Annotated in this window: 26 protein-coding genes; 11 read left to right on the forward strand and 15 right to left on the reverse strand. The window is 69.1% G+C overall.

Going from position 1 to position 21,777, the window contains the following annotated elements; translation table 11 throughout:
* The first annotated feature begins 116 nt into the window (after window positions 1–116).
* Window positions 117–581: an Lrp/AsnC family transcriptional regulator gene (locus H4F99_RS04965; protein ID WP_182668625.1), complete on the forward strand. Its 465-nt coding sequence runs from the start codon at window positions 117–119 to the stop codon at window positions 579–581.
* Window positions 582–641: 60 nt separating this feature from the next.
* Here H4F99_RS04965 and H4F99_RS04970 read toward each other — a convergent pair whose 3' ends face one another.
* The 4 genes from H4F99_RS04970 to H4F99_RS04985 all read right to left on the reverse strand — a co-directional run bounded on the left by H4F99_RS04970 (window position 642) and on the right by H4F99_RS04985 (window position 4,820).
* A complete protein-coding gene (locus tag H4F99_RS04970) occupies window positions 642–941 on the reverse strand; it encodes a hypothetical protein (protein WP_182668626.1) in 300 nt (99 codons plus the stop codon).
* A 16-nt stretch (window positions 942–957) separates the two neighbouring features.
* Window positions 958–1,320: an RcnB family protein gene (locus H4F99_RS04975; protein WP_182668627.1), complete on the reverse strand. Its 363-nt coding sequence runs from the start codon at window positions 1,318–1,320 to the stop codon at window positions 958–960.
* Window positions 1,321–1,411: 91 nt separating this feature from the next.
* Entirely contained in the window at window positions 1,412–3,961 is a 2,550-nt protein-coding gene (locus tag H4F99_RS04980) for a mechanosensitive ion channel family protein (protein ID WP_182668628.1), read from the reverse strand.
* A 94-nt stretch (window positions 3,962–4,055) separates the two neighbouring features.
* Complete coding sequence (locus H4F99_RS04985; protein WP_182668629.1) at window positions 4,056–4,820, reverse strand: hypothetical protein; 765 nt, start codon at window positions 4,818–4,820, stop codon at window positions 4,056–4,058.
* 133 nt (window positions 4,821–4,953) lie between these two features.
* Here H4F99_RS04985 and H4F99_RS04990 point away from each other — a divergent pair, with 133 nt between their 5' ends.
* From H4F99_RS04990 to H4F99_RS05010, 5 genes are all read left to right on the forward strand, one after another.
* Window positions 4,954–5,763 (forward strand): hypothetical protein, encoded by an 810-nt coding sequence (locus H4F99_RS04990; RefSeq protein ID WP_182668630.1) that lies wholly within the window; start codon window positions 4,954–4,956, stop codon window positions 5,761–5,763.
* Between the two features lie 37 nt (window positions 5,764–5,800).
* On the forward strand, window positions 5,801–6,226 hold the full coding sequence (locus H4F99_RS04995; RefSeq protein WP_182668631.1) for a hypothetical protein: 426 nt from the start codon (window positions 5,801–5,803) through the stop codon (window positions 6,224–6,226).
* Window positions 6,227–6,268: 42 nt separating this feature from the next.
* A complete protein-coding gene (locus H4F99_RS05000; RefSeq protein ID WP_182668632.1) occupies window positions 6,269–6,682 on the forward strand; it encodes a sugar transporter in 414 nt (137 codons plus the stop codon).
* A 92-nt stretch (window positions 6,683–6,774) separates the two neighbouring features.
* Complete coding sequence (locus tag H4F99_RS05005) at window positions 6,775–7,329, forward strand: lipocalin family protein (RefSeq protein ID WP_182668633.1); 555 nt, start codon at window positions 6,775–6,777, stop codon at window positions 7,327–7,329.
* Window positions 7,330–7,379: 50 nt separating this feature from the next.
* The gene (locus tag H4F99_RS05010; RefSeq protein ID WP_182668634.1) at window positions 7,380–8,156 is read left to right on the forward strand and encodes a helix-turn-helix domain-containing protein; all 777 of its coding nucleotides are present in this window, start codon (window positions 7,380–7,382) and stop codon (window positions 8,154–8,156) included.
* A gap of 4 nt (window positions 8,157–8,160) precedes the next feature.
* Here H4F99_RS05010 and H4F99_RS05015 read toward each other — a convergent pair whose 3' ends face one another.
* The 11 genes from H4F99_RS05015 to H4F99_RS05065 form a co-directional block, all read right to left on the reverse strand.
* Window positions 8,161–8,892 (reverse strand): sulfite exporter TauE/SafE family protein, encoded by a 732-nt coding sequence (locus tag H4F99_RS05015; protein ID WP_182668635.1) that lies wholly within the window; start codon window positions 8,890–8,892, stop codon window positions 8,161–8,163.
* A gap of 3 nt (window positions 8,893–8,895) precedes the next feature.
* Window positions 8,896–9,072, reverse strand: a complete 177-nt coding sequence (ccoS, locus tag H4F99_RS05020; RefSeq protein WP_182668636.1) for a cbb3-type cytochrome oxidase assembly protein CcoS — start codon at window positions 9,070–9,072, stop codon at window positions 8,896–8,898.
* The gene (locus H4F99_RS05025; RefSeq protein ID WP_182668637.1) at window positions 9,069–11,531 is read right to left on the reverse strand and encodes a heavy metal translocating P-type ATPase metal-binding domain-containing protein; all 2,463 of its coding nucleotides are present in this window, start codon (window positions 11,529–11,531) and stop codon (window positions 9,069–9,071) included. Before H4F99_RS05025 ends, ccoS begins: the two co-directional genes overlap by 4 nt.
* A 6-nt stretch (window positions 11,532–11,537) precedes the next feature.
* Window positions 11,538–12,128 (reverse strand): FixH family protein, encoded by a 591-nt coding sequence (locus H4F99_RS05030; protein WP_182668638.1) that lies wholly within the window; start codon window positions 12,126–12,128, stop codon window positions 11,538–11,540.
* Window positions 12,125–13,660: a 4Fe-4S dicluster domain-containing protein gene (locus H4F99_RS05035; RefSeq protein ID WP_182668639.1), complete on the reverse strand. Its 1,536-nt coding sequence runs from the start codon at window positions 13,658–13,660 to the stop codon at window positions 12,125–12,127. Before H4F99_RS05035 ends, H4F99_RS05030 begins: the two co-directional genes overlap by 4 nt.
* Window positions 13,661–13,683: 23 nt before the next feature.
* On the reverse strand, window positions 13,684–13,980 hold the full coding sequence (locus H4F99_RS05040) for a hypothetical protein (RefSeq protein WP_182668640.1): 297 nt from the start codon (window positions 13,978–13,980) through the stop codon (window positions 13,684–13,686).
* A 3-nt stretch (window positions 13,981–13,983) separates the two neighbouring features.
* The gene (gene ccoP / locus H4F99_RS05045) at window positions 13,984–14,910 is read right to left on the reverse strand and encodes a cytochrome-c oxidase, cbb3-type subunit III (protein ID WP_182668641.1); all 927 of its coding nucleotides are present in this window, start codon (window positions 14,908–14,910) and stop codon (window positions 13,984–13,986) included.
* Window positions 14,910–15,065 (reverse strand): CcoQ/FixQ family Cbb3-type cytochrome c oxidase assembly chaperone, encoded by a 156-nt coding sequence (locus tag H4F99_RS05050; protein ID WP_182668642.1) that lies wholly within the window; start codon window positions 15,063–15,065, stop codon window positions 14,910–14,912. Before H4F99_RS05050 ends, ccoP begins: the two co-directional genes overlap by 1 nt.
* Window positions 15,065–15,682, reverse strand: coding sequence for a cytochrome-c oxidase, cbb3-type subunit II (ccoO, locus tag H4F99_RS05055; RefSeq protein ID WP_182668643.1), 618 nt, complete (start codon window positions 15,680–15,682; stop codon window positions 15,065–15,067). The genes H4F99_RS05050 and ccoO overlap by 1 nt, the downstream gene beginning before the upstream one ends.
* Window positions 15,683–15,692: 10 nt before the next feature.
* A complete protein-coding gene (gene ccoN, locus H4F99_RS05060; protein WP_182668644.1) occupies window positions 15,693–17,132 on the reverse strand; it encodes a cytochrome-c oxidase, cbb3-type subunit I in 1,440 nt (479 codons plus the stop codon).
* A gap of 218 nt (window positions 17,133–17,350) precedes the next feature.
* On the reverse strand, window positions 17,351–18,565 hold the full coding sequence (locus tag H4F99_RS05065; protein ID WP_182668645.1) for a PQQ-dependent sugar dehydrogenase: 1,215 nt from the start codon (window positions 18,563–18,565) through the stop codon (window positions 17,351–17,353).
* Window positions 18,566–18,922: 357 nt separating this feature from the next.
* On the opposite strand from H4F99_RS05065, the gene H4F99_RS05070 reads away from it, so the two are divergent.
* The 5 genes from H4F99_RS05070 to H4F99_RS05090 all read left to right on the forward strand — a co-directional run bounded on the left by H4F99_RS05070 (window position 18,923) and on the right by H4F99_RS05090 (window position 21,773).
* Window positions 18,923–19,246, forward strand: coding sequence for an EF-hand domain-containing protein (locus H4F99_RS05070; protein WP_182668646.1), 324 nt, complete (start codon window positions 18,923–18,925; stop codon window positions 19,244–19,246).
* Between the two features lie 193 nt (window positions 19,247–19,439).
* Window positions 19,440–20,159: an HAD family hydrolase gene (locus tag H4F99_RS05075; protein WP_182668647.1), complete on the forward strand. Its 720-nt coding sequence runs from the start codon at window positions 19,440–19,442 to the stop codon at window positions 20,157–20,159.
* Window positions 20,160–20,250: 91 nt separating this feature from the next.
* Window positions 20,251–20,715, forward strand: a complete 465-nt coding sequence (locus tag H4F99_RS05080) for a hypothetical protein (RefSeq protein WP_182668818.1) — start codon at window positions 20,251–20,253, stop codon at window positions 20,713–20,715.
* Window positions 20,716–20,768: 53 nt separating this feature from the next.
* Window positions 20,769–21,194 (forward strand): hypothetical protein, encoded by a 426-nt coding sequence (locus H4F99_RS05085; protein ID WP_182668648.1) that lies wholly within the window; start codon window positions 20,769–20,771, stop codon window positions 21,192–21,194.
* A 9-nt stretch (window positions 21,195–21,203) separates the two neighbouring features.
* Window positions 21,204–21,773: a hypothetical protein gene (locus H4F99_RS05090; protein WP_182668649.1), complete on the forward strand. Its 570-nt coding sequence runs from the start codon at window positions 21,204–21,206 to the stop codon at window positions 21,771–21,773.
* Window positions 21,774–21,777 lie beyond the last annotated feature (4 nt).

Raw genomic sequence — 21,777 nt, forward strand, 5'->3', positions numbered from 1 at the left:
TGGTGAAGTATGATCGAACAATCACGCACTTATTCGCCAAATATGCCCCTGTTAAGGCGATGGCATGGCATATTCTGCGTTCATTGGCCGATTTCATTGAATCAGGATTCGAACAAATGAAGATCGACGTGGATCGACGCGACCGCGCCATCCTCGGGCTGCTGCAGGAAGACGGCCGCCTGACCAATGCGGAGCTCGCCCAACGCATCAACCTCTCGCCCTCGGCCTGCCTGCGCCGGGTGAAGCTGCTGGAGGAGCGCGGGCTGATCGCCCGCTACGTGATGCTGCTCGACGAGGAGCTGGCGGGGCTGGCCGGCACGGCGTTCGTGCTGGTCACCCTGGACCAGCAGGGCCGTGCCGCGCTGGATGCGTTCGAGGATGCGATCCAGGACCATCCGGAAGTCACCGAGTGCTGCCTGCTCGCCGGCGCCGCGGATTACATGGTGCGGGTGGCCTATGCGGACTCGGCGGACTTCGAGCGCATCCACACCGAGATCCTGACCCAGCTGCCGGGCGTGGTGCGGGTGCAGTCCACGCTCGCGTTGCGTACGGTCAAGAAGACCACCGCGCTGCCGGTATGAGGATGCAGGCGCCGGGTGCCGGCGTGGTGTCCGCAGGCCGCTCCGGCAACGCGAGCAGGCTCAGCGGGTCTTCGTGAACATCGCCAGCCAGCGCCAGACGGCATACAGGCTGAGCAGGCCGAGCACCGGCCAGATCACCAGCAGGTCCACCCGGATGTCGGCCCCCGGGGTGCGCCATTGCACGAGTGCCTCCCACGCCGCATAGGCCAGCCACGCCGCCGCCGCCCAGGTCATGGCCCGGCGTGCCCGCGGCAGGGCGGTCGCGCTGTAACGCGGCCACCACGCGGCGAGCACGAACGGCACGGCGACCAGCAGGATGTTCAGCGGCTGGCCGACGAAGAACGAGGCGAGGGTTTCCATCCGCGCGTTGGAGGGCCTAGTAGCCGAGCGCTTCGGCGATGACGCCTGTGGCGATCTCGACCAGCAGGTACCGGTCGTCCATCGGACGGACCCAGCGGTAGCCGCGTGGCGGTTCGCGGAGGCGGTAGTGGGCGTAATCGTCCAGGTAATAACGCGGGTCGATGTCGGCATAGGGCACGCGATCGCCACGCTTCCATTGCTGCTTGTACCAGCCCTCATGGCGCCCGTTGTCGTGGCGCGCGGCATCGCGGGCATGCGGAGGGGCATTGGAATGCGGCGGCGGTCCCTTGTCGTGGCCGCGGCCGTTGCCGGCGAAAGCCGCCGGCGTCGCGAACGCCGTCACGGCCAGTGCGGTGGAGAGCGCGAGGGTGCGGATCATGCGGAGTCTCCGGTGTGGGTACGGGCGGATGTTCGCGCCTTGGGCGTGAACGGCGCGGGACAGGGCGCTGAACGGATTCCGAACCCCTGCCTCACCCCGCCGCCGATGGCGTCCCGGGTGCGGGAGGCCCGTCGGCTCGTGCGCCTTCGATCAGCCGATCGCGCGCTTCGTCCGACACGCTGCGCAGGTGCAGGTCGCGTTGCGGGAAGGGAATCTCGATGCCGTTCTCGTTGAGGGTCGCGTAGATGCGGATCATCAGGTGGCTGCGGATGGCCAGCCAGTTGTCGTAGTCGCGGGTCCATGCACGTGCGGAGAAGTCCAGCGAGCTGGCACCGAATTCCATGAAGAACACCCGCGGTTCGGGATGTGTCGAGACCCCCGGTTCGGAGGCGAGCACGCCCATGATCAGTTCGATCACCTGTTCCGGATCGGCCCCATAGGCGACGCCGAACTTCACCTCGATCCGGCGGAACATGTCGCGCAGGGTCCAGTTGGTCAGGTTCTCGGACAGCAGGCTGCCGTTGGGGACGACGACGTCGGCGCCTTCGAAGGTCTTGATGGTGGTCGCGCGCATGCCGATCTCGCGGACGTTGCCCGAGGTGGTGCCGATGTCCACCACGTCGCCTGGTTGGATCGGGCGCTCGAACATCAGGATCAGGCCGGAGACGAAATTGTTCACCACCGTCTGCAGGCCGAAGCCGATGCCGACGCCCAGCGCGCCGAAAATGAAGGTCAGTTGCCCGACCTTGAACCCCGCGGCGGACAGGGCCACCAGCAGGCCCACCAGCAGCAGGGCGTAATAGCTCAACGAGGCGATGCTGTTGCCGACGCCGCGCGGCAGCGACATGCGCGGCGTGATCTCCTCGGCGAGGATGAAGCGCATGGTCTTGGCGACCCAGAAGGCGATGAACACGCCGAACACGAACACCAGCACGTGGCCCAGGGAGAAGGTGATGGCGCCGATCCCGAACTCGTGCCCGAGCACCCCCGTCACCCAGGCCTCGATGGGGCGGAAGATCCGGAAGCGGATCATTGCGAACATGATCCACCCGCCCACCGCGGTCCACGTGGCCAGGCGTTGCAGCAGGTCCAGGAGCGGCGTCGCGTGGTCGCGGGAAAGCCGGAACCGGAAGCGTTGGCGCTCCTGGATGAGGAGGTGCATCAGGGCCTTGAAGACCACGAGTCCGACGTACAGCAGCAGCGCCATGTAACCGCAGTCGACGACCCCGCGGACCAGCATCTCCGACAGCGCGAAGGCGCCCACCACATTGGCGATGGTGGCGATCGAGAGCAGGACGATCGACACCCACAGCGCGGCGACGAGTGCCTTGCCGGTGCGGCCGGTGCGCTGCGCCAGGTTGCCGTGCCGTGCACGCAGCAGCAGCCAGGCGCTCAGCGCGATCGCGGCCACGCCGAGGACCAGGAAATACCAGCGGTAGAGATAGACGTTGGGGGTCAGCAGCGTGGCGAGCCGCAGCAGCAGGTAGATACCCGTCGCGACCAGCGGCCATGGTCCGAGCAGGCGGTAGGCATGGGGTGGCAACAGGCGAAGGACCGGGACGAGGGCGACGAGTGCCGCCAGCTGGTGCAGCACCAGCGGCGCTTCCGGCTCGAACACCAGCACGCCGATCATCGACAGCATCAGCCAGGATGAGAGCGGCCGCTGCAGTACGCGGCGGGAGCTTTCGTCCGTCTGCACGGCGTGGGAATCGCCGTCACCCCCTGCGTCGTCGGCTAGCCGGCGCCGGCTGTGCCGCGACAGCCAGAGCAGGAGTGGCAGCAATGCCAGCTGCAGCACCAGCAGCACTCGCTGGTTGTAGTGGTTGGATGCGCTGTAGTCGCTGATGAAGCGGCCTTCGGACTCGATGCCCTGTTGCAGGGCCGCCATGGCATTGCGTTGCATCGCCTGGCCTGCCGCGAGGTCGGCCAGCGGTTGCGAGTCGGCATGGAACAGGCGGCGGTTGATGTGCACGATCGCGTCGCTGACCACCGCGAGGCCCGACTCGATCTGCGCTTCGGCGGTATTCGCGCGACGGCCCAGTTCGATGTAGCGTTCCAGCGGTGGCGACAGGGCCTGCTCCGCTTCGTTGAGCCGTTCGATGACCTGCCTGGCCTGGTCGAGCAGTGCGCTGGCCAGGCCCTTGCTCTCCGCCGCCGCGAGAGTGGCCTGCCATTCGGCGCGGCGTTGGCCGAGGTCCGCGGCGGCCTTCGAATAGGGATCGCTCGAGGCATGCAGCGAGGCATCCCACTCCTGCAGGCGGCGCTGGTCGAACTTCCAGTGCCGCTCGAGTCCGTCGAGGTAGCTGACCGGCAACGCGCGCAGGGTCGCGGTGTCGAAGCTGGTCGACTTCTGCTGGATCGACTGGATGATGGCATCCAGCTCCGTCCCGAGGTGCTGGCTGGCCGCCTCGGTGCCTGCGCGCAGGATCACCTGTTCGGCAAAGCGCTCGTCCGTGTCCGCCCGGTCCTGCAATTCGGTGACGGGAATGGCCTGTGGTCCCGCGTCCTTCGCGGCGCCGTCCGCGCCCGCCTCGCTGGCGGTAGTGCCCTGGGCATCCTGCGCCATCGCCGGTCCCGGGGCGAGTGCGGACTGCAAGCCCAAGGCGACGAGCAACAGCAGGGACAGAAGACGGACGGGCATGGCTCCCCTGGAGGACGGCGTGGCTGGGATCCCGGGAAGTCTAGCAGCGGCCCTCGAAGGGCCGCTGCGCGGATGGAAGCGTCAGGCCCGGATATCAGCGCTTGTCGCGCTTGCCCTGCGCGTGCCGGTCGTGGGTGCTGATGCTGCCCTGGATGGCCTGCATGCGGCTCTCGCCGGCATGTAGCGTTTCGGCATGGGCATGCGCGCCTTCGCTACCGTGGCCATGCACGCCGCCGTGCGGTTCGCCATGGCCCTCATGGTGACCGATTGCCTGCCATGCGGGGGTCTCGCGATCGTGGGCCTGCTTGGCCTCGAGGAGCTTGCGCGTATTGGCGAGCGCCTGCTTGCGGGTGATCTTCTTTTGGGTGGATTTCGACGCCGGCGTCTTCCGTGCCGCTGCGGCGGGGGCAGTCGACCGCGTGGCGGCCTTCTTCGATGCCGCCTTCTTCGCAGCAGCCTTCTTCGCCGTGGTCTTCTTCGCAGCAGTCTTCTTGGCAGTCGTCTTCTTCGCGGCTGCCTTTTTCGCAGTCTTTTTCGTCGCAGTAGCCGTCTTTGCGGTCGCCTTCCGGGCGGTGGTCTTGCTGGCCGAACTCTTCTTTGAAGCGGATTTGGAGGCGGCTGCCTTTTTCGTCGTTGCCTTCTTCGCTGTCGCCTTCTTCGCCGCGGCCTTTTGGGTGGTCGCCTTCTTGGCTGTGCGGCTCGACGACGTGGCCGCGCGCTTGCGCGCTTTCAGGGACGCGGCTTCGTCCTTGGCCGCCTGGCTGGCGGCGCGCAGGTTGCGTCGCGCCGTGCCAACGATCTTGCGGGCGGTCTTGCGAGGGGACGAAGCCCCGTCGGACGGGGTGCGCGTGCTTGCCATGTCGGCCTCCGTGGATGCGGTCCAGTCGTGTGTGCTGCCGGGATACCATCCGCTGCATTGAGGCAAGGTGATGACAGACGTGCGGCATAGGCGCTGCGTTCATCGTGTCGCAAGGCTGGGGCATGATGGGGCCATGCAGACGATGGCGGGGTGGCGGATGCGGTGGCGGGATGCGGTGGTGATGGCGTGCATGGCGGGCCTGGGCATGGCGGGCGGTCCCGCGGGAGCAGGTCCGGTGGACGGCGGCACGGGGACGGGGCTCGACGCCTGCGTGGCGTCCGCGGCCGGGGCGCTGCCCGACAAGGTGCGTGCGGCGCTGGGGGCGATGGATGGAACGCCGCGCCAGGCGCTTGCGCTGCGTTCGTACCTGAGGGCCGGGAACCTCGATGCGCGATGGAGCTGGACCGACGCCGAGATCGAGGCGTACCAGGACTCCCCGGCGCACGAACGGGCGATGGCGGCGCTGGCACGCGTGCAGGCGCGGTTCGCCGAGACCCACCCGGGCTACACGCTTTACGTGAACACCCGCGTTCGCAGCCTCGATACGCAGCTGCAGCGCTGGAATACCAATGCTTCGGTGGGCCAGGCCGCCCTGCAGTTGGAGGCGCCGGCGACGCGCGCCTGCGGCGACGATCCCGACGGCTTCGCCGCCTGGCTGCGGGCATGGCGACCGGAGCCCGCCCCCAACCTCGCTGCGCCGGGCCTGTCGGCGCATGGCCAGGCGCGGGCCTTTGATTTCCAGGTCATGCAGGGCGACGTCCTCGTGGCAGGGACCGATTCCCGGCGCATCGACACGGACTGGGTCGATGCGGGATGGGCGGCGCGGCTGGCCGAGCTGATGGCGATGGATCCGGCGTTCGAGGGGCCGCTGGCGCAGCCCACGGAGCCCTGGCATTACGCCTATCGGCCGGAGGCCGATGCAGCAGACGCCGGAACGCGGTAGTAAGCTGTCCCGCAGGAACGAACCAAGGGCCGATGCCATGTCCAGAGACTCAAAGGCCCGGCGCGATGCGCGTCGCCAGCAGGCGGGATCGCGGCCGATCCGTCGCCTCGGTGGCGTGATGAAGCCCCACGCCCAGCTTCTCGATGCGGACGGCCAGGTGGTGGGGGGCGCCGGCCTGCGTGACGGTGAATGGGTGCTGGTGCTCGGTGCCAAGGCCATCACCACCACCAGCAGCGCGGCGATGGTGCTGGCGATGCTCAAGCACACCATCGCGACGCGCGCGCAGGCGGGACTCGAACTGCGGCTGCAGGTGTCGAGTGCCCTGGATGCGGCGGCCACGCACGAAGCCATGTCGGTCGGCAAGTCGCTTCCGCAATACCTGGAGTGGCTGGAAGAAGAGCGGTCGCAGCGCCGGACCGGTCCGGACGAAACGGCCGCGACGGCCACTGCTGCGCGGCATTGAGGGGCAGGCGCCCAGACGCATCAACGATGAGGGGGTGGGGCAATGAGCGTGTCGACGAAACCGGGCAAGGGGTTTTATGTCATCGCGGTGCTGGCGCTGCTGTGGGAGCTGATGGGCGTGGTGTCCTTCCTGCTGCAGGACCGCATGGCCACGACCGAGGCGCAGATCGCGTTGCAAGCGCAGAGCCCGGCGTGGATCAACCTGCTGTATGCGCTGGCCGTGTTCTCCGGCGCGCTGGGCGCGTTGTTGCTGGTGATGCGCAGGCGCGCGGCGGCGCTGCTGTTCCTGCTGTCGTTCATCGCCGCTGCGCTTCAGTTCGGCGGGGTGTTCGCGTTCACCGACGCGTTGGCGCTGCTGGGCGGCAGCAGCGTGGTGTTCCCGGTGATCGTGGTGCTGGTTGGCATCGCGCTGTGGCTGTACGCCCGGCGCTGCGCTTCGCGCGGGTGGCTGCGCTGAAGCCTGCCCGGGCCTGAACGGCCGCGGCACGGCTCACGCCGAAGTCACGGCGGGGGCCCAAGGATCCTCCCGTCACTTCAACGGAGGTTCCCATGCGACGCCTCGTGCCGTCCCTCGCCTGCCTTGCCCTGTTGCCCGCAATGGCCTTCGCGCCCGTCCGCGCGGCTGATCCCCTGCCCAACGTCCCGGTCGAGGCGCTTGACCTGCAGCAGTATGCGGGCGAGTGGCACGAGATCGCCCACCTGCCCATGTTCTTCCAGCGGCAGTGCGTGTCCGATATCACCGCCACCTACACCCCGCGCGCGGATGGCACGGTCGGCGTCCGCAATGCCTGCCGCACCGAGGACGGTGAGATGGACGTGTCCGAAGGCGTTGCCCGCCCGGCCGGGGATGCGGAAGGCGCCCTGGAAGTCCGGTTTGCGCCCGAATGGTTATCGTGGGTGCCGTTCGTGTGGGGGGACTACTGGGTGCTCGAACACGATCCGCAGTACCGCTGGGCGGTCGTGGGTTCGCCCAGCCTCGACTACCTGTGGGTGCTGTCGCGGGAGCCGACGATGGACCGCAGTCTGTTCGAGCAGTTGCGGACACGGGCCCTGGCGCGCGGCTACCCCGTCGATGAACTGGTGATGGCCGCGGAACTGCGCTGACGGCGGGACACCGGCCGGGCCAGGCGGGCGGCATGCGACAATGCGTGCCGATGAACGAAGCCGTCTTCCTCGAGGCGCCCGCGGGCCTTGCCCGGCTGCGCCGGAGCTGCTCGCTGTGTTCGCTCCAGCAACTCTGCCTTCCCTCGGGGCTTGATGCCGAGTCCCTCGCGCACCTGGAACGGACGCTCCGGCGACCGCGCCGGGTGCGTCGTGGCGAGCACCTGTATTTCGTGGGCACGGCCCAGGAGGCGCTGTTCGTCGCGAGCAGCGGCGCCCTGAAAACCGTCAGCATCAGCGAGGGTGGCGAAGCGCACGTGGTCGGTTTCCACCTGCCCGGGGAACTGGTCGGGCTGGACGGCCTGGCCGGCGGCGTCCATCGCTGCGAAGCCGTGGCGCTGGTGGACTCCGAGGTCTGCGAGGTGCAACTGGACCGGTTGAATGCGGTGGCGCGCGAAGTGCCCGGCCTGCAGGCGCAGTTGCTGCGGGTCATCGGGCGCAGCCTCGAGCGCGACCACCTGCATGCCGGCCTGCTGGTACGGCGACAGGCACACGAGCGCCTCGCCCTGTTCCTGCAGGGCCTCTCGGAGCGCTACGCGCTGGTCGGGGCCTCGGCCAGCGAACTGCGACTGCCGATGAGCCGGGACGATATCGCCCGCTACCTGGGGCTTGCGCTGGAAACCGTGAGCCGCGGCCTGACGCGGATGCAGGAGGACGGCGTGATCGACGTGCGCGGCCGGCGGGTGTGCATTCGCGACCCGGCGGCCCTCGCGCTGCTCGCCCACGACGGCGAGGCCTGCGAGGGCCTGTCGGGCCGCCAGTCGGCCTGACCGCTTAGCCTTGCGGCAGGGTGGCGCAGCCCAGCCGTTCCAGCAATCCGTGCAGGGCCGGGACCTGCATCAGCCACGGCGCGGTGAGCGTCAGCAGGCCGGCCAGCATCACCAGCAGTGCCGCCGCGGTGCGCCAGCGTGGATCGGCCAGCAGGCGGCCCAGCCGGGCCCCGGACCAGGTGAGCGGCAACATCACGGGCAGGGTGCCGAGCCCGAAGGCCGCCATCGTCAATGCGCCATTGCGAGCGTCGGCCTGCAGCCAGGCGGCCAGCAGGAGGGTGGTGCTCAGGCCGCAGGGCAGCCATCCCCACAGCATGCCCAGCGCAACCCGGCGCGGGGTGCTGCGCGCCGGCAACAGCGGCCCCTGCAACGGGCGCAGCCATTGCCAGAAGCGATGGCCCAGGCCGGTCAGGAACACCAGCCGACCGCCGCGGTCCAGCAGCCGCAAGGCCACCGCGACCAGTACGACGCCGACCAGCATGCGCAGGCCCAGGGCAAAGGCGTCCACCCGGGCGACCTGCACGATGCCCTGCCCGATGCCGCCGGCGATCGCACCGGCGAGCACGTACCCGGCGACGCGGCCGAGGTTCACTTCAACGGCCGTCCTGAGGGCGGCATTGCCACCGCCCATCGCGGAGAAGCCGGTCGCGATGCCACCGCACATCGCCGCGCAATGCACCCCGCCGAGCAGGCCGGTGAGCAGCGCGGCACCGACGGTCAGCCAGTCGATCGGCATGGCTCAGTCGCGCGGCGCCCGCTCCGCGGGGTCGCGGGGGGCGGGATCGTCGCGCAGGATGTCAAGCGCCGGTGTGTCGAGGTCGTCGAACTGCCCCTTGCGGACCGCCCAGGTGAACGCCCAGATGGCCGCGACGAGCAGGCCAAGGCTGAGCGGGATGAGGATGAGCAGGATCGTCATGGCGAGGGCGTGGCGCGTGCGGCGGGGGTGGCAGCCGGCGGGGCGAGCGGGCGCGGCGAGCGCGCCAGGCGCAGCGCATTGAGGGTCACCAGCAACGAGGATAGCGCCATTCCGAGCGCGGCCATCCAGGGCGTCACGTGGCCGCTGGCGGCAAGCGGAAGCGCAAGCAGGTTGTAGCCGGTGGCCCAGGCCAGGTTCTGGCGGACGATGCGACGGGTACGTCGCGCGATCTCCACGGCCTCGGGGATGCGCAGCAGCGAAGGGCTGGTGACGACGAAGTCCGCCGCCCGTTGCGCCAGCGACGCCCCATCGGCCATCGCCAGCGATACGTTGGCCCCGGCGAGTACCGGCGCATCGTTGAGCCCATCGCCCACCATGCCCACGGTGTCGCCGCGGGCCTGGAGGGTGCGCACGTGGGCGAGCTTGTCCTCGGGGGACTGCCGCGCCTGCACGGTATCGATCCCCAGCACGCGGGCGAAGCGTTCGACGGCCGACGCCGCATCGCCGCTGCAGATTTCCACCGCCATCCCCTGCCCACGCAGCGCGTCGATGGCGGACCGGGCATCGACGCGTGTCGACTCACGGATGTCGAAGCGGGCGATGGGCTGGCCCGCCTCGCCGAGCCACAGCCCGCTGTCGTCACCGGGCTGCCCGGCGCAGGCGAAGCCGGCGCGGCCGAGGCGCCACTCGCGACCGTCGACGCGACCCGACAGCCCCTCGCCGGGGTGCAGGTGCGCCGCCTCTGCCCGGGGCACGCCCTCGACCCGTTCGAAAGCGCGCGCGATCGGGTGCCGGCTGTCCCGTTCCAGTGCCGCCGCGATGCGCATCGCGGCCGGTGCGTCGAGATCGCCGTACGCCTGCACGCCGGCGACGACCGGGTGTCCATCGCTGAGCGTGCCGGTCTTGTCGAAGACCATGCGGTCCACCCCGGCCAGCGCCTCCAGCGCGTCAGGCCGCAAGGCCAGCACGCCCATGCGGGCGAGCGCGCCGTGCGCCGTCGTCAGCGCCGTCGGGACCGCGAGCGACAGCGCGCAGGGGCAGCTGACCACCAGCACCGCGAGCGTGACTTCCAGGGCGCGCGTGGGGTCGTGGATCCGCCACCCGAGGTAAACGAGCACGGCGATCGCCAGTAGCCCCACGACGAAGCGGCTCGCGACCTGGTCGGCGATGGCGGCCGCGCGGGGGCGGGCGGCCTGTGCCTGGTCGACCAGCCGGCCCAGTTGCGACAGCCGGGTATCGTGGCCGGTGCGCACCAGGCGGATGCGCGCGGGGGTGCCGCGGCAATGGCTGCCGGCCAGTACGGTATCGCCCGGCTGGCGTGCCGCGGCGGTGGACTCGCCGGTCAGCAGGGCCTCGTCGAAGGCGGAGGCGCGGTCCAGCAGCACGCCGTCCGCCGGCACGGCCTCGCCGGGCGCCACCCGTACCACGTCGCCCACTTCGAGCTCGGCCAGGGGGACCTGCTCCGGCAGCGCCCCACCGTCCCGCTCGCGCGTCGCCAACGCCGGACGCGCGCGGGCGAGTGCATCCACCTGGGCACTGGCGATGCCACGCGCGCGCTGCTCGAGCATCCGCGCGACCAGCAGCAGCAACACGAACATCACCGCGGCGTCGTACCACACATGAGGCCCGCCACGCAGGGTTTCCAGCAGGCTGGCGAAGTAGGCCAGCAGCGTGGAGCCGGCGATCAAGGTATCCATTCCCGGACGGCGAGCGCGAAGTTCGCGGGCCATGCCCTCGAGGAACGGCCATCCCGAATAGAACACCACCGGCGTGGACACCAGGAAGGTCAGCCAGCGGAAGAAATCGCGGGTGGCGACCGGCATGCTCTGGTTGACGTCGAGGTACAGCGCCTCGGCCAGCATCATCGCCTGCATGGCCCCCAGCCCGGCGACGCCCAGGCGGAGCAGCCATTGCCGGCGGGTCCGTCGGCGTTCGCGTTCCCGCGCCTCGCCGGTCGCCAGCCACGGCCGGTAGCCGAGCGCCGCGAGCCGGGCCATGAGCGTGGACAGGGGGACGACCTCCGGGTTCCAGGCCACCTGGATCCGCCCGGTAACGGCGTTCGCGGTCACGTCCAGGACCCCGCGCGTGCCGCGCAGGGCGCGGTCGATCAGCCATGCGCAGGCGGCGCAGCGCATGCCGTCGGTCAGCACGGTGATCTCACGCCCGCCCTCGACGGCATGGCTGTGTGCGTCGAGCACGTGGGCGCGATCGAAGGCAGCATAGTCCGGCAGGTCGGTACCGACGCGCCCCGCCGGCGCCTGGCGCAGGCGGTAGTAGTCGTCGAGGTCGGCCGCCTCGATCCACCGGGCGGCCGCTGCGCACCCGTCGCAACAGAAGCGTTGCGCGTCGCCGCCCACGCGGATCTCGACGCACTCCCGCGCCGGCAGGCGTTCGCCGCAGTGGTGGCAGGCGCCGGTTGGCGCGACCGTCGCCTCCGCCGCGTGCGCGTGCCCGTCCACGCGCGTCTAGTCCTCCGCCAGCGCAGGTCCCAGGCGGGCGGCGTGCTGGCCGGCCAGGAGGCGGCCGCGGAGGCGCCAATGGCCGCCGGCCGGCGTCAGGCGCGCCAGCCAGTCGTGACCGGGGTCGAGGGGCGCGGATAGTTCGGTTTCCCAGCCGAGGTCGCTGGGGGCGAGCTGCAGGTGCAGGTCATCCTCCGCCCGGCTGGGGTGCGAGAGGACCAGTTCCAGGGTCTGCTGGTGCGAGGTGGCGTCGCGCAGCCGCTGCGAGGCACTCGGACGCGCAGTGTCCTGCGCCTCGTCGTCGTCGTCGTCGCCGGACGTGGTGTCCACCACCCAGTCGCCGCTGGCGGGAAGCAACCGCAGGCGTTGGCCATCGACCTGCAGCACGGCCGACAGCTTGAGCGCCGCGGCGCGTTCGTCCGGACCCAGCTCGACCGTCTGGATCTGCGCAGTGCGCTCGCCGGGGTCGATGACGGCATCGGCACCGCCGCTGCGCGAGGAGATCACCACCGTGGCGATGCCCGCCACGACGGCGACGACCGGGAGGCCGACCAGCAGCCAGACCATGGGTTCACGCAAGGGGTGGCGCTGGGTCATTCGACGGGTCCGAAGAAGCTCGATTCGACGTCCTCGCGCGCGCTGCCGTCGCTGGACTCGATGGTGAAAACGACGGGCTGCCGGCCCTGCACGGTATCGCGGTCGGCGGCCAGCGTCAGCGGCAGGGTCAGGACCTGCTCGGCGCCTGCCTCGATACGCGTGTCGCCATCGACGAGGGCAACGCCCGCCGGCGCCTGTACGCGGAGGGTATACGACTGCGGCTCGACGGTCTTGTTCACCAGCTTGAGCTGGTACCCGTTCTCGATGCGTCCGCCGTCCGCTTCGCGATAAAGCGCATTGCGATCGCGCAGGACCTCCGCGATCAGAGGGCTGCGATGAGTGACGCCCCATGCCCAGGCCAAGAACAGGCCCCCCAGCAGCACGCCGTAGACGAGGATGCGCGGGCGCAACACGCGCGTGGGCTTGCCATCGATGGCGTTCTGGGTGGCATAGCGGATCAGCCCGGGCGGATAGCCCATCTTGTCCATCACCTGGTCGCAGGCATCGATGCACGCGCCGCATGCGATGCATTCGTACTGCAGGCCGTTGCGGATGTCGATGCCGGTGGGGCAGACCTGTACGCACAGCGTGCAGTCGATGCAGTCACCCAGTTCTTCCGGCGCGAACTTCGGCAACGGCTCGGCCACCAGGCCCTCGTCCATGATCGAGGTGGTCCCGGCGGCCTGCACCTTCTGTTGCGCGTGCGCGGCGCGGAAGACGTAGTCGTTGGCGATGTCGAGGCCGATCAGGCCCCGCGCGCGTTCCAGCACGCTCGCCAGCCCCCGCTTGCGCGGACCGCGCGGCTCGCCGCGCATCGGATCGTAGGCGATCAGCAGGGTGTTGCGGTCGAACATCGCGCTCTGGAAGCGCGCGTACGGACACATGTACTTGCAGACCTGTTCGCGCAGGAAGCCGGCGTTGCCCCAGGTGGCCAGCGCGTAGAACAGCACCCAGAAGGTCTCCCAGGCCCCCCAGCCAAACGGCGCGCGTGCCGCCAGGTCCTTGATCGGGGTGAAGAAGCCGGTGAAGGTGAAGCCGGTCCACAGCGCGAACACCAGCCAGAGCAGGTGCTTGCCGCCCTTCCTCAGCAGCTTCTCCCGGCTCCAGGGCGCGGCGTCGAGCTTCATCCGCTTCATGCGGTCGCCCTCCGTCCAGCGCTCCATCCACAGGAACACCTCCGTCCACACGGTCTGCGGGCATGCGTAGCCGCACCACAGGCGGCCGGCCAGCGCGGTGAAGAAGAACAGCGCGAGGCCGGCGATGATCAGCAACAGCGCGAGGAAGATGAAGTCCTGGGGCCAGAAGTTCAGCCCGAACACGTAGAACTTGCGTGCCGGGAGGTCGAACAGCACCGCCTGCCGGCCGTCCCAGGTGAGCCACGGGAACACGTAGAACATGCCCAGCAGCACCCATACCGCGATCTTGCGCAGCGTCTGGTAGCGGCCCTCCACGTCGCGCGGATAGATCTTGCGCTCGCTGACGTACAGTGCGCTGCCGTCATCCAGCAGGTCGATGGGGATTTTCTCGCTCATCGTGGGCACTCACCGCGCCGGGGTCATCCCGGGGGCAGCGGTTTGTTGAAGCGGCTGGGCGGCCGCAGCAGGATCCAGGTGAACAGGCTGGAGGCCGCGGCCGCCAGCCAGAACATGAAGAAGCCGATGCTGTAGCCCAGTGCGCGGGTCAGCGGCAGGCCGGGGAAGGTCAGGTCGCGCAGCTCGAGTGGATCGAGGTGGGCGAAGAACACCATGGTGCAGATGCAGGCGGTGAAGAAGCTGGGCCACAGGATCGCGCCCACCCGCTGCGCCATCGGTCGCGGCGGGTGGTCCAGCCGGGGAGCGGTGTAGTCGGGCATGGGCTATTGCGCGGTCCCGGCGCCGTCCTCGTGGGACAGCGACCACACGTACGCGGCCACGAGGCGTGAGCGCGTTTCGCCCAGCAGTTCCCGGTGCGCGGGCATCACCCCGTGCCGGCCGTGGGCGATGGTCTGGTACAGGCTGGCCTTGCTGGTGCCGTACATCCAGTAGCCGTCGGTCAGGTCGGGCGCGCCGAGTTCCTGGTTGCCGGTGCCGTCGATACCGTGGCAGGCGACGCAGACGCCTTCGTACAGCGGCTTGCCCTGGGCGGCCATGAAATCGCCCTGGAGGGCTTCGGGATTGGACAGCGTGCGCACGTAGGCGATCACGTAGTCCACTGCATTGTCGCCTTTCATGCCGGTCAGCACCTTGCCCCACTCGGGCATCACGCCCTCGCGTCCATCCAGCACGGTGTGCAGGATCTGGTCGGGGCTGCCGCCCCAGTGCCAGATGTCGTCGGTGAGGTTGGGGTAGCCGATGGCGCCCTGCGCGGTGGAGCCGTGGCAGGTGGCGCAGGTGTTGCTGAAGATCGCCCGGCCCAGTTCCACCGCGGTGGGGTCGCGCGCGATCACGTCGATCGACTGGCCCACGTAGGGACGGAAGGTTTCCTCCAGGCGGGCGTCGAACTTTTCCTTGTCCTGCTCGTGCTTGCCTGCCGACGTCCAGCCGGCGACGCCGGGGTAGGCACCGAGGCCGGGATAGTAGATCAGGTAGCCGATGGAGAACACGATGGTGATGTAGAAGAGGTTGATCCACCACTTCGGCATCGGCTTGTTGTATTCGGTGATGTCGCCGTCCCAGTAGTGGCTGGTGTCGGTGGGCGCCGGGTCGCCCGGCTTGCGCCGGCCCGTCCACCAGAGCAGCCAGACGCAGCCGACGATGTTGAGCACGATCAGGGCGATCACGTACCACGACCAGGCAGCGCTCATCATTGCGTCTCCTCCGGGCCTTCAAGCGGCTCGCCTTCATCGAACGGCAGCCGCGCGGCGGCCTCCAGCTCGGGTTTCAGCTTCGGGTTCCACAGGTGGATCCAGCCGCCGACGAACAGCACCAGCAGGACCAGGGTGACGATGCCGGAGACCATCACTCACCTCCCCGCGGTGCGTGCCGGCCGAGGCCCTGCAGGTACGCCACCATCGCGTCGAGCTCACTCTTGCCGGCAACGGCCTCGCGTGCACCGGCGATGTCCTCGTCGGTGTAGGGGTCGCCGATCCGGCGCAGCGCCTTCATCCGTGCCTCCACCTCGGCGCCATCGACCGTCGCCGTCTCCAGCCAGGGGAACGCCGGCATGTTGGACTCCGGCACCACGTCGCGCGGGTTGATCAGGTGCACGCGGTGCCAGGCGTCGGAATAACGGCCGCCCACCCGGGCCAGGTCCGGACCGGTGCGCTTGCTGCCCCACTGGAACGGGCGGTCGTACACCGACTCCCCAGCCAGTGAGTAGTGCCCGTAGCGCTCGGTTTCGAAGCGAAGCGTCCGCACCATCTGCGAGTGGCAGTTGTAGCAGCCCTCGCGCACGTAGACGTCGCGGCCGGCCAGCTCCAGCGCGGGGTAAGGCTTGACGCCGGGCAGGGGCTTGATGGCCTCCGCCTGGTACATCAGCGGCACGATCTCGGCCAGGCCGCCGAACGACACCGCCACCGCGATCAGCACGGCCATCAGGCCGACGTTGGTCTCGACTTTCTCGTGGGAATGGCTCATGCGTCGGTCCTCAGGCGATCGCCTCGGCGCGGTGCGGCGGCAGCACGGGCGTGGGCTCCAGCGCAGGCGCGCGCTGCCAGGTCTTGAACACGTTCCAGGCCATCAGCACCATGCCCGACACCACCAGCACGCCACCGATGAAGCGGGCCAGGTAGTAGGGGTAGGTGGCGTTGAGCGCCTCGACGAAGCTGTAGGTCAGCGTCCCGTCGTCGTTGGTGGCGCGCCACATCAGGCCCTGCATGACGCCCGCGATCCACATCGCGGCGATGTAGAAGACCACGCCGATGGTGTGGATCCAGAAGTGCGCGTCGATCGCCCTGACCGAGTGCATCTGCTTCTGGCCCAGCAGCCCCGGCAACATCGCGTAGATGGAGCCCAGCGTGATCATCGCGACCCAGCCCAGCGCGCCGCCGTGCACGTGGCCGACGGTCCAGTCGGTGTAGTGGGACAGCGAATTGACCGTCTTGATCGACATCATCGGCCCCTCGAAGGTGGCGATCATGTAGAAGGAGATCGCGACGATCAGGAACTTGAGGATGGGGTCGGTGCGGAGCTTGTGCCAGGCGCCCGACAGCGTGAGGATGCCGTTGATCGCACCGCCCCAGCTGGGCGCGAGCAGGATCAGCGAGAACACCATGCCCACGGACTGCACCCAGTCGGGGAGCGCGGTGTATTGCAGGTGGTGCGGGCCGGCCCACATATAGATGGCGATCAGCGCCCAGAAGTGCACGATCGACAGCCGATAGGAATAGACCGGGCGCTGTGCCTGCTTGGGTACGTAGTAATACATCATCCCGAGGAAGCCGGCGGTCAGGAAGAAGCCCACCGCGTTGTGCCCGTACCACCATTGCGCCATCGCATCGACGGCACCGGTATAGAGCGAGTAGGACTTGCCCCAGCCGACCGGGATCGCGAGGTTGTTGACGATGTGCAGCAGCGCGATGGTGATGATGAAGGCGCCGTAGAACCAGTTGGCGACGTAGATGTGCTTCACCCGGCGTTTCGCGATCGTGCCGAAGAACACCACCGCGTAGGCCACCCAGACCGCAGTGATCAGGATGTCGATCGGCCACTCCAGCTCCGCGTATTCCTTGCCCTGGGTCAGCCCCATCGGCAGGGTGATCGCGGCGGCGACGATCACCGCCTGCCAGCCCCAGAAGACGAAGGCCGCCAGCTTGTCCGAGAACAGGCGCACGTGGCAGGTGCGCTGGACCACGTGGAAACTGGTCGCCATCAGGGCGCTGCCGCCGAACGCGAAGATCACCGCATTGGTGTGCAGCGGACGCAGGCGACCGTAGCTGAGCCACGGAATGCCTTCGCCCAGGGTGGGCCAGTACAGCTGGGCGGCGATGAACACGCCCACCGCCATGCCCACGATGCCCCAGACCACGGTCATCACCGTGAGCTGGCGCACGACCTTGTCGTTATAGGTTTCCACCGACGTTTGCATCCGGACGATCCCCAGTTCGGGCCAGGAAGGGCGGTTCGAGATCACGGCCGAGGCCGCCGACCAGCATGGACCGCGACCGTTAACCCCGTTTGACCTCGATCAAAAGCACGTGGCCTGGACAGGCGGATGCGGATCGGATGTGGCGGCAGGCTGCTCCGGATCCGGGTTCAGCCTGCCGCAGGGAATGCAAGGAGCGCGTGAAGATGAACGGGTGAGGCTCAGTCGGCCTCGGCCGGGGCGGGTGCGGGCGGCGGGGGCGAGAGTTCCAGCAGGCGGGCGTCGTCGCCGTCTTCGATCAGCCACAGGTGTCCCTGCGGTCCCTGGGCGATGCCGCGCATGCGGTGGCCCATGTCCCAGCGTTCGGCTTCCCTCGCACCGGCGTCCGCGTCGAACTCCACGCGCACCAGCGATTCCGAGGACAGGCCGGTGATGAACCCGTCGCCGTTCCAGTCGGCGAATGCATCGCCGTTGTAGATCACGAAGCCCGAGGGCGAGATCACGGGCGTCCAGGTGATCACCGGCGCATTGAACTGGGGCTGGGTGTCGTGGTCCGGGATGGGCCGGCCGTCGTAGTGATCGCCGTTGGAGACGATCGGATAGCCGTAATTGCCCCCACGCACGACCCGGTTGAGCTCGTCACCGCCCTTCGGTCCCATTTCGTGGTTCCACAACTGGCCGTCGGCATCGAACGCGATGCCGAGCACGTTGCGATGGCCGAGCGACCAGACCTGGGCCGCCACCTCGCCCTCGTCGGCGAAGGGATTGTCCGCGACCGGCGTGCCGTCGTCGTCCAGCCGGAGGATCTTGCCCATGTTGCTGGCCATGTCCTGCGCCGGGTCGAATTTCTGCCGTTCGCCGGAGCTGACCCACAGGTGTCCGTCCGGCCCGAACAGCAAGCGATGGCTGTAATGGCCCTGGCCGGTCACCTTCGGCACCTGGCGCCAGATCACTTCGACATCCTGCAGTTCGCCGCCGCCTTCGGTATCCAGCTTCAGGCGCGCGCGCGCGACCGCCGCGCCGCGGGTGTCGCCGTCGCCGGGTTCGGCATAGCTGATATAGACCAGATGGTTGCGGTCGAAGTCCGGGTGCAGCGCGATGTCGCCCAGGCCACCCTGGCCGCCGTAGGCAACCTCGGGCAGGCCGGTGATGTCACCGATGCGCGCGGTGGTGCCGCTGAGGTCGACCCGCTTCAGGTGGCCGGGCTTCTCGGTGACCAGCAACTGGCCGTCCGGGAGGAAGGCCAGCGCCCAGGGCTCCTCGAAGCGCCCCCATTCGCGCTGCACGAACGGCCCCACCGTCTCCCCGGCCGCCGCAACGGTCTCCGGGCTGCCGACATCCCCATTGCTGGTATTGCATGCCGAAAGCAGTACCCCCAGGCAGGCGACGGCGAGCAGGCGGGGGCGGCGTGGGGAACGGCTGGGGCGAGGGGGCATGGGCATGGCTCCGGTCGGTGGCGTCCTGCCGATGGGATGGCGTCAAACCTCGATTCTCGCATCCCCCACCGCGCTTGCAACGCGGCTTTCGTTGAGCCGCTTCGCTCCGGTGCGCGGCCGGGGCCGTTAACGTTGTGTTCGGTTCATGGGGCCCGGCATCTGAAAACCGGCGTTCGGTCACGCTGCACGGCCGTGCTAGCGCGTCTTCGCTGCCACGGGGTTAACGGGCCGTGGAGGCGCGGATCGGCAGCGGCTCGCGATTCATCCCGGCGGGCGCAGGGTGTGAGCCGTACGGTCAATCACGACAACCACAACAGGCCGTGCAGTGACATTCCCCCATCCCCCAGGAGGCATTCCATGAACATTCGCAAGCCGCTGATCCTCGCCCTGTCGCTGGCCGCCATGGGCACGTCGGTCGCGTTCGCCCAGGAACAACAGGACGCCGCCACGCCGCAGCAGGACACCACCACCATGAACGATGCCGAGGCACCGCGTAAGAGCTGGGCCGACATCGACGTCAACCAGGACGGCTCGGTCAGCAAGGACGAAGCGGCCGCCGTGCCGGCATTGAGCCAGGTGTTCGATTCGGCGGATGCCGATGCGGACGGCACCCTGACCGCGGACGAGTACAAGGCCTACATCGCCCAGACCCAGGGCGGCGAGGCCAACCCGGCGCAGTAAGGCGCACGGGCTGCGTGTAGTCGCGTCCACTCCCCTGGTCTCCCCTGACAGGACGCGACTTCCCCCGGAAGGGCGGCTTCGGCCGCCCTTCCTTCTTCATGCGACGGCGGCTTCGGCGGCCCTTCCTTCTTTCTTGGCGCGACGACGACTTCCGGCATCGCGCCCCCCGTCCTGCGCCGGCATACTGGCAGGCATGGCAGGCATCCGCATGGTCGGCTTCGATGCCGACGACACGCTGTGGCGCAGCGAGGACTACTTCCGCGCCGCGCAGGACGAGTTCGAGCAGATCGTGGGCCGGTACGTCGATATCGATGACGTGGCCGACCGCCTCTACGCGATCGAGAAGGCCAACATCGCGCTGTTCGGCTACGGCGTGAAGGGCATGGCGCTGTCGATGGTGGAGGCCGCGGTCACGATCACCGACGCGCGCATCAGCGCCTCCGACGTGCATCGCATCGTGGGGTTGGCCAAGACCCTGCTGCAGCATCCCGTGGAGCTGCTGCCCGGCATCCGGGACGCGGTGGAGGCGGTCGCCGGGGCGTTCGAGATCGTATTGATCACCAAGGGGGACCTGTTCCACCAGGAGCAGAAGGTCCGCGACTGTGGACTGGCCGACCTGTTCCGTCGCATCGAGATCGTCAGCGAGAAGGACGTGTCCACCTACCGGCGGCTGCTGGAGGAATTCGACTGTCCCGCCGAGGCATTCGCCATGGTCGGCAACTCCCTGCGCTCCGACATCGCCCCGGTGCTGACGCTGGGGGGCTGGGGCGTGCACGTGCCCTACCACCTGACATGGGCCCACGAGACCGAGGCGGAAGTGGCCGCGGATGCGCCGCGGTTGCGCGTGGTCGCGTCGGCCGATGCGCTGCCGGAGGCCTTGCGCTCGATCCACGAAGCGGCGGCCGGTGCCTGAATGGTTCGCATCTGCAGCATCGGACATTAAAAACCCGTTCACTCCGGGCATCGCAGGGTGGAGCCACGTCCCCGCACGAAAGGAGCCCGCGATGACCCTGACCCCCCGTTGGTTGATGCCCTCCGTCCTGGCCGCCGGCCTCGCCATGGCTGCGCTGGCGCCCGCTCCGGCCCGGGCCAACGACGACCTCGTCCGCGTGCTGGTGAACGTGGCCGACGTGATCTACCGCTCGGGCCAGCCCTATTACCGCCACGGCAACTATGGCTACAACGACCGCATCATCGTGGTCAGGGACCGTGACGGTCATCGGCGTTACTACCGCCACGTACCCCGGCAGTATCGCCGCAGCGGCCCGCCCTACGGTGTGGCCCACGGCTACTACCGCAACCGCGACGTCCGCCTGGACCGCGACTGCAACCGTCGTGGCGACTGCGTGGTGCGCTATTACGATCCGCGCCACGACGCGCGCGCCGATCGCCGGTACGACCGCCGCGACTACCGTGACTACCGCGTCCGCCACGATGGCCGACGCGACCGCGGCCGTGACCGCGACTGAAGGTGCCAGGTGCTAGCCTTGGTGCCTGCCGACACGCCATGGAGACCCTGCGGATGTCACGTCGCCCCCTGTTGATCCTCGCGCTTGCACTCGCCGCCGCCACGCCCGCCCACGCCGGAGAGGTGGACTGCAAGTTGCGCTTCGACCTCGAAGGCTGGTCGGTCTTCTACAAGACCGCATCCGGCAACGGCACCATCACCTGCGACAACGGCCAGAGCATGGCGGTGAAGATCGAGACCAAGGGGGGCGGCCTGTCCTTCGGCAAGTCGAAGATCGAGGATGGCGTGGGTGAGTTTTCCGGTGTCGATGACATCAACGAGTTGCTGGGCACCTATGCCACGGCCGAAGCGCACGCCGGCGCCGGCCGGTCCAGCAAGGCCCAGGTGGTGACCAAGGGCGAGGTGTCGCTGGCGCTGGCCGGGACCGGCGAAGGCTGGGACATCGGCGTGGCGTTCGGCAAGTTCGTCATCTCCCGCTGAGGGTTGCCGGTGCACCTGCAACGCGTCGCGCTGGGGTGGGTGCTGGCACTCCCGCTGGCATTGGCGTGGGCGTCCGGCGCGCGCGCCCAGGATGCCAGCGATGCCACGGCCGTCGCGGACGAGGAGGCGCCACCCGGCAGCGGTGATCCATGGGTGGACGCGTGGCTGGCGGACATGGACCGCTACGGCGCCATCTATCCCCAACCCTTCATCGACGAAGTGGTGCGCTACCACGAGGCCCCGCGCGCGCTGGTGCAGGCGCTGTTGCTCGAGCGCGGGTGGTCCCCCGGCGACGTCTACCAGGCCTGTGCGCTCGCCGACGTCTCGGGCCGCGCCTGCCGGCAGGTCGCCGACGGCTGGTCGCGGCGAAGCGCATCGGGCTGGGTGGCGGTGGCCCGCGACCTGGGTGCCGAACCCGGCTCCGCGGCGTTCCAGCGCCTCAAGCAGGGCATCGTCGACAGCTACCGCCGCTGGGGCCGTCCCATCCAGGTGGATGCCAGCCTGGCGCCGGGCAATCCCGACCTGCCGCGGATGCAGGCGCCGGACCCGACACCCGGCGCCGACGCGGCGGGCGACTGAGCTG

Origin of the sequence: Marilutibacter penaei, assembly GCF_014145395.1 — a bacterium.
Classification (GTDB): Bacteria; Pseudomonadota; Gammaproteobacteria; order Xanthomonadales; family Xanthomonadaceae; genus Marilutibacter; species Marilutibacter penaei.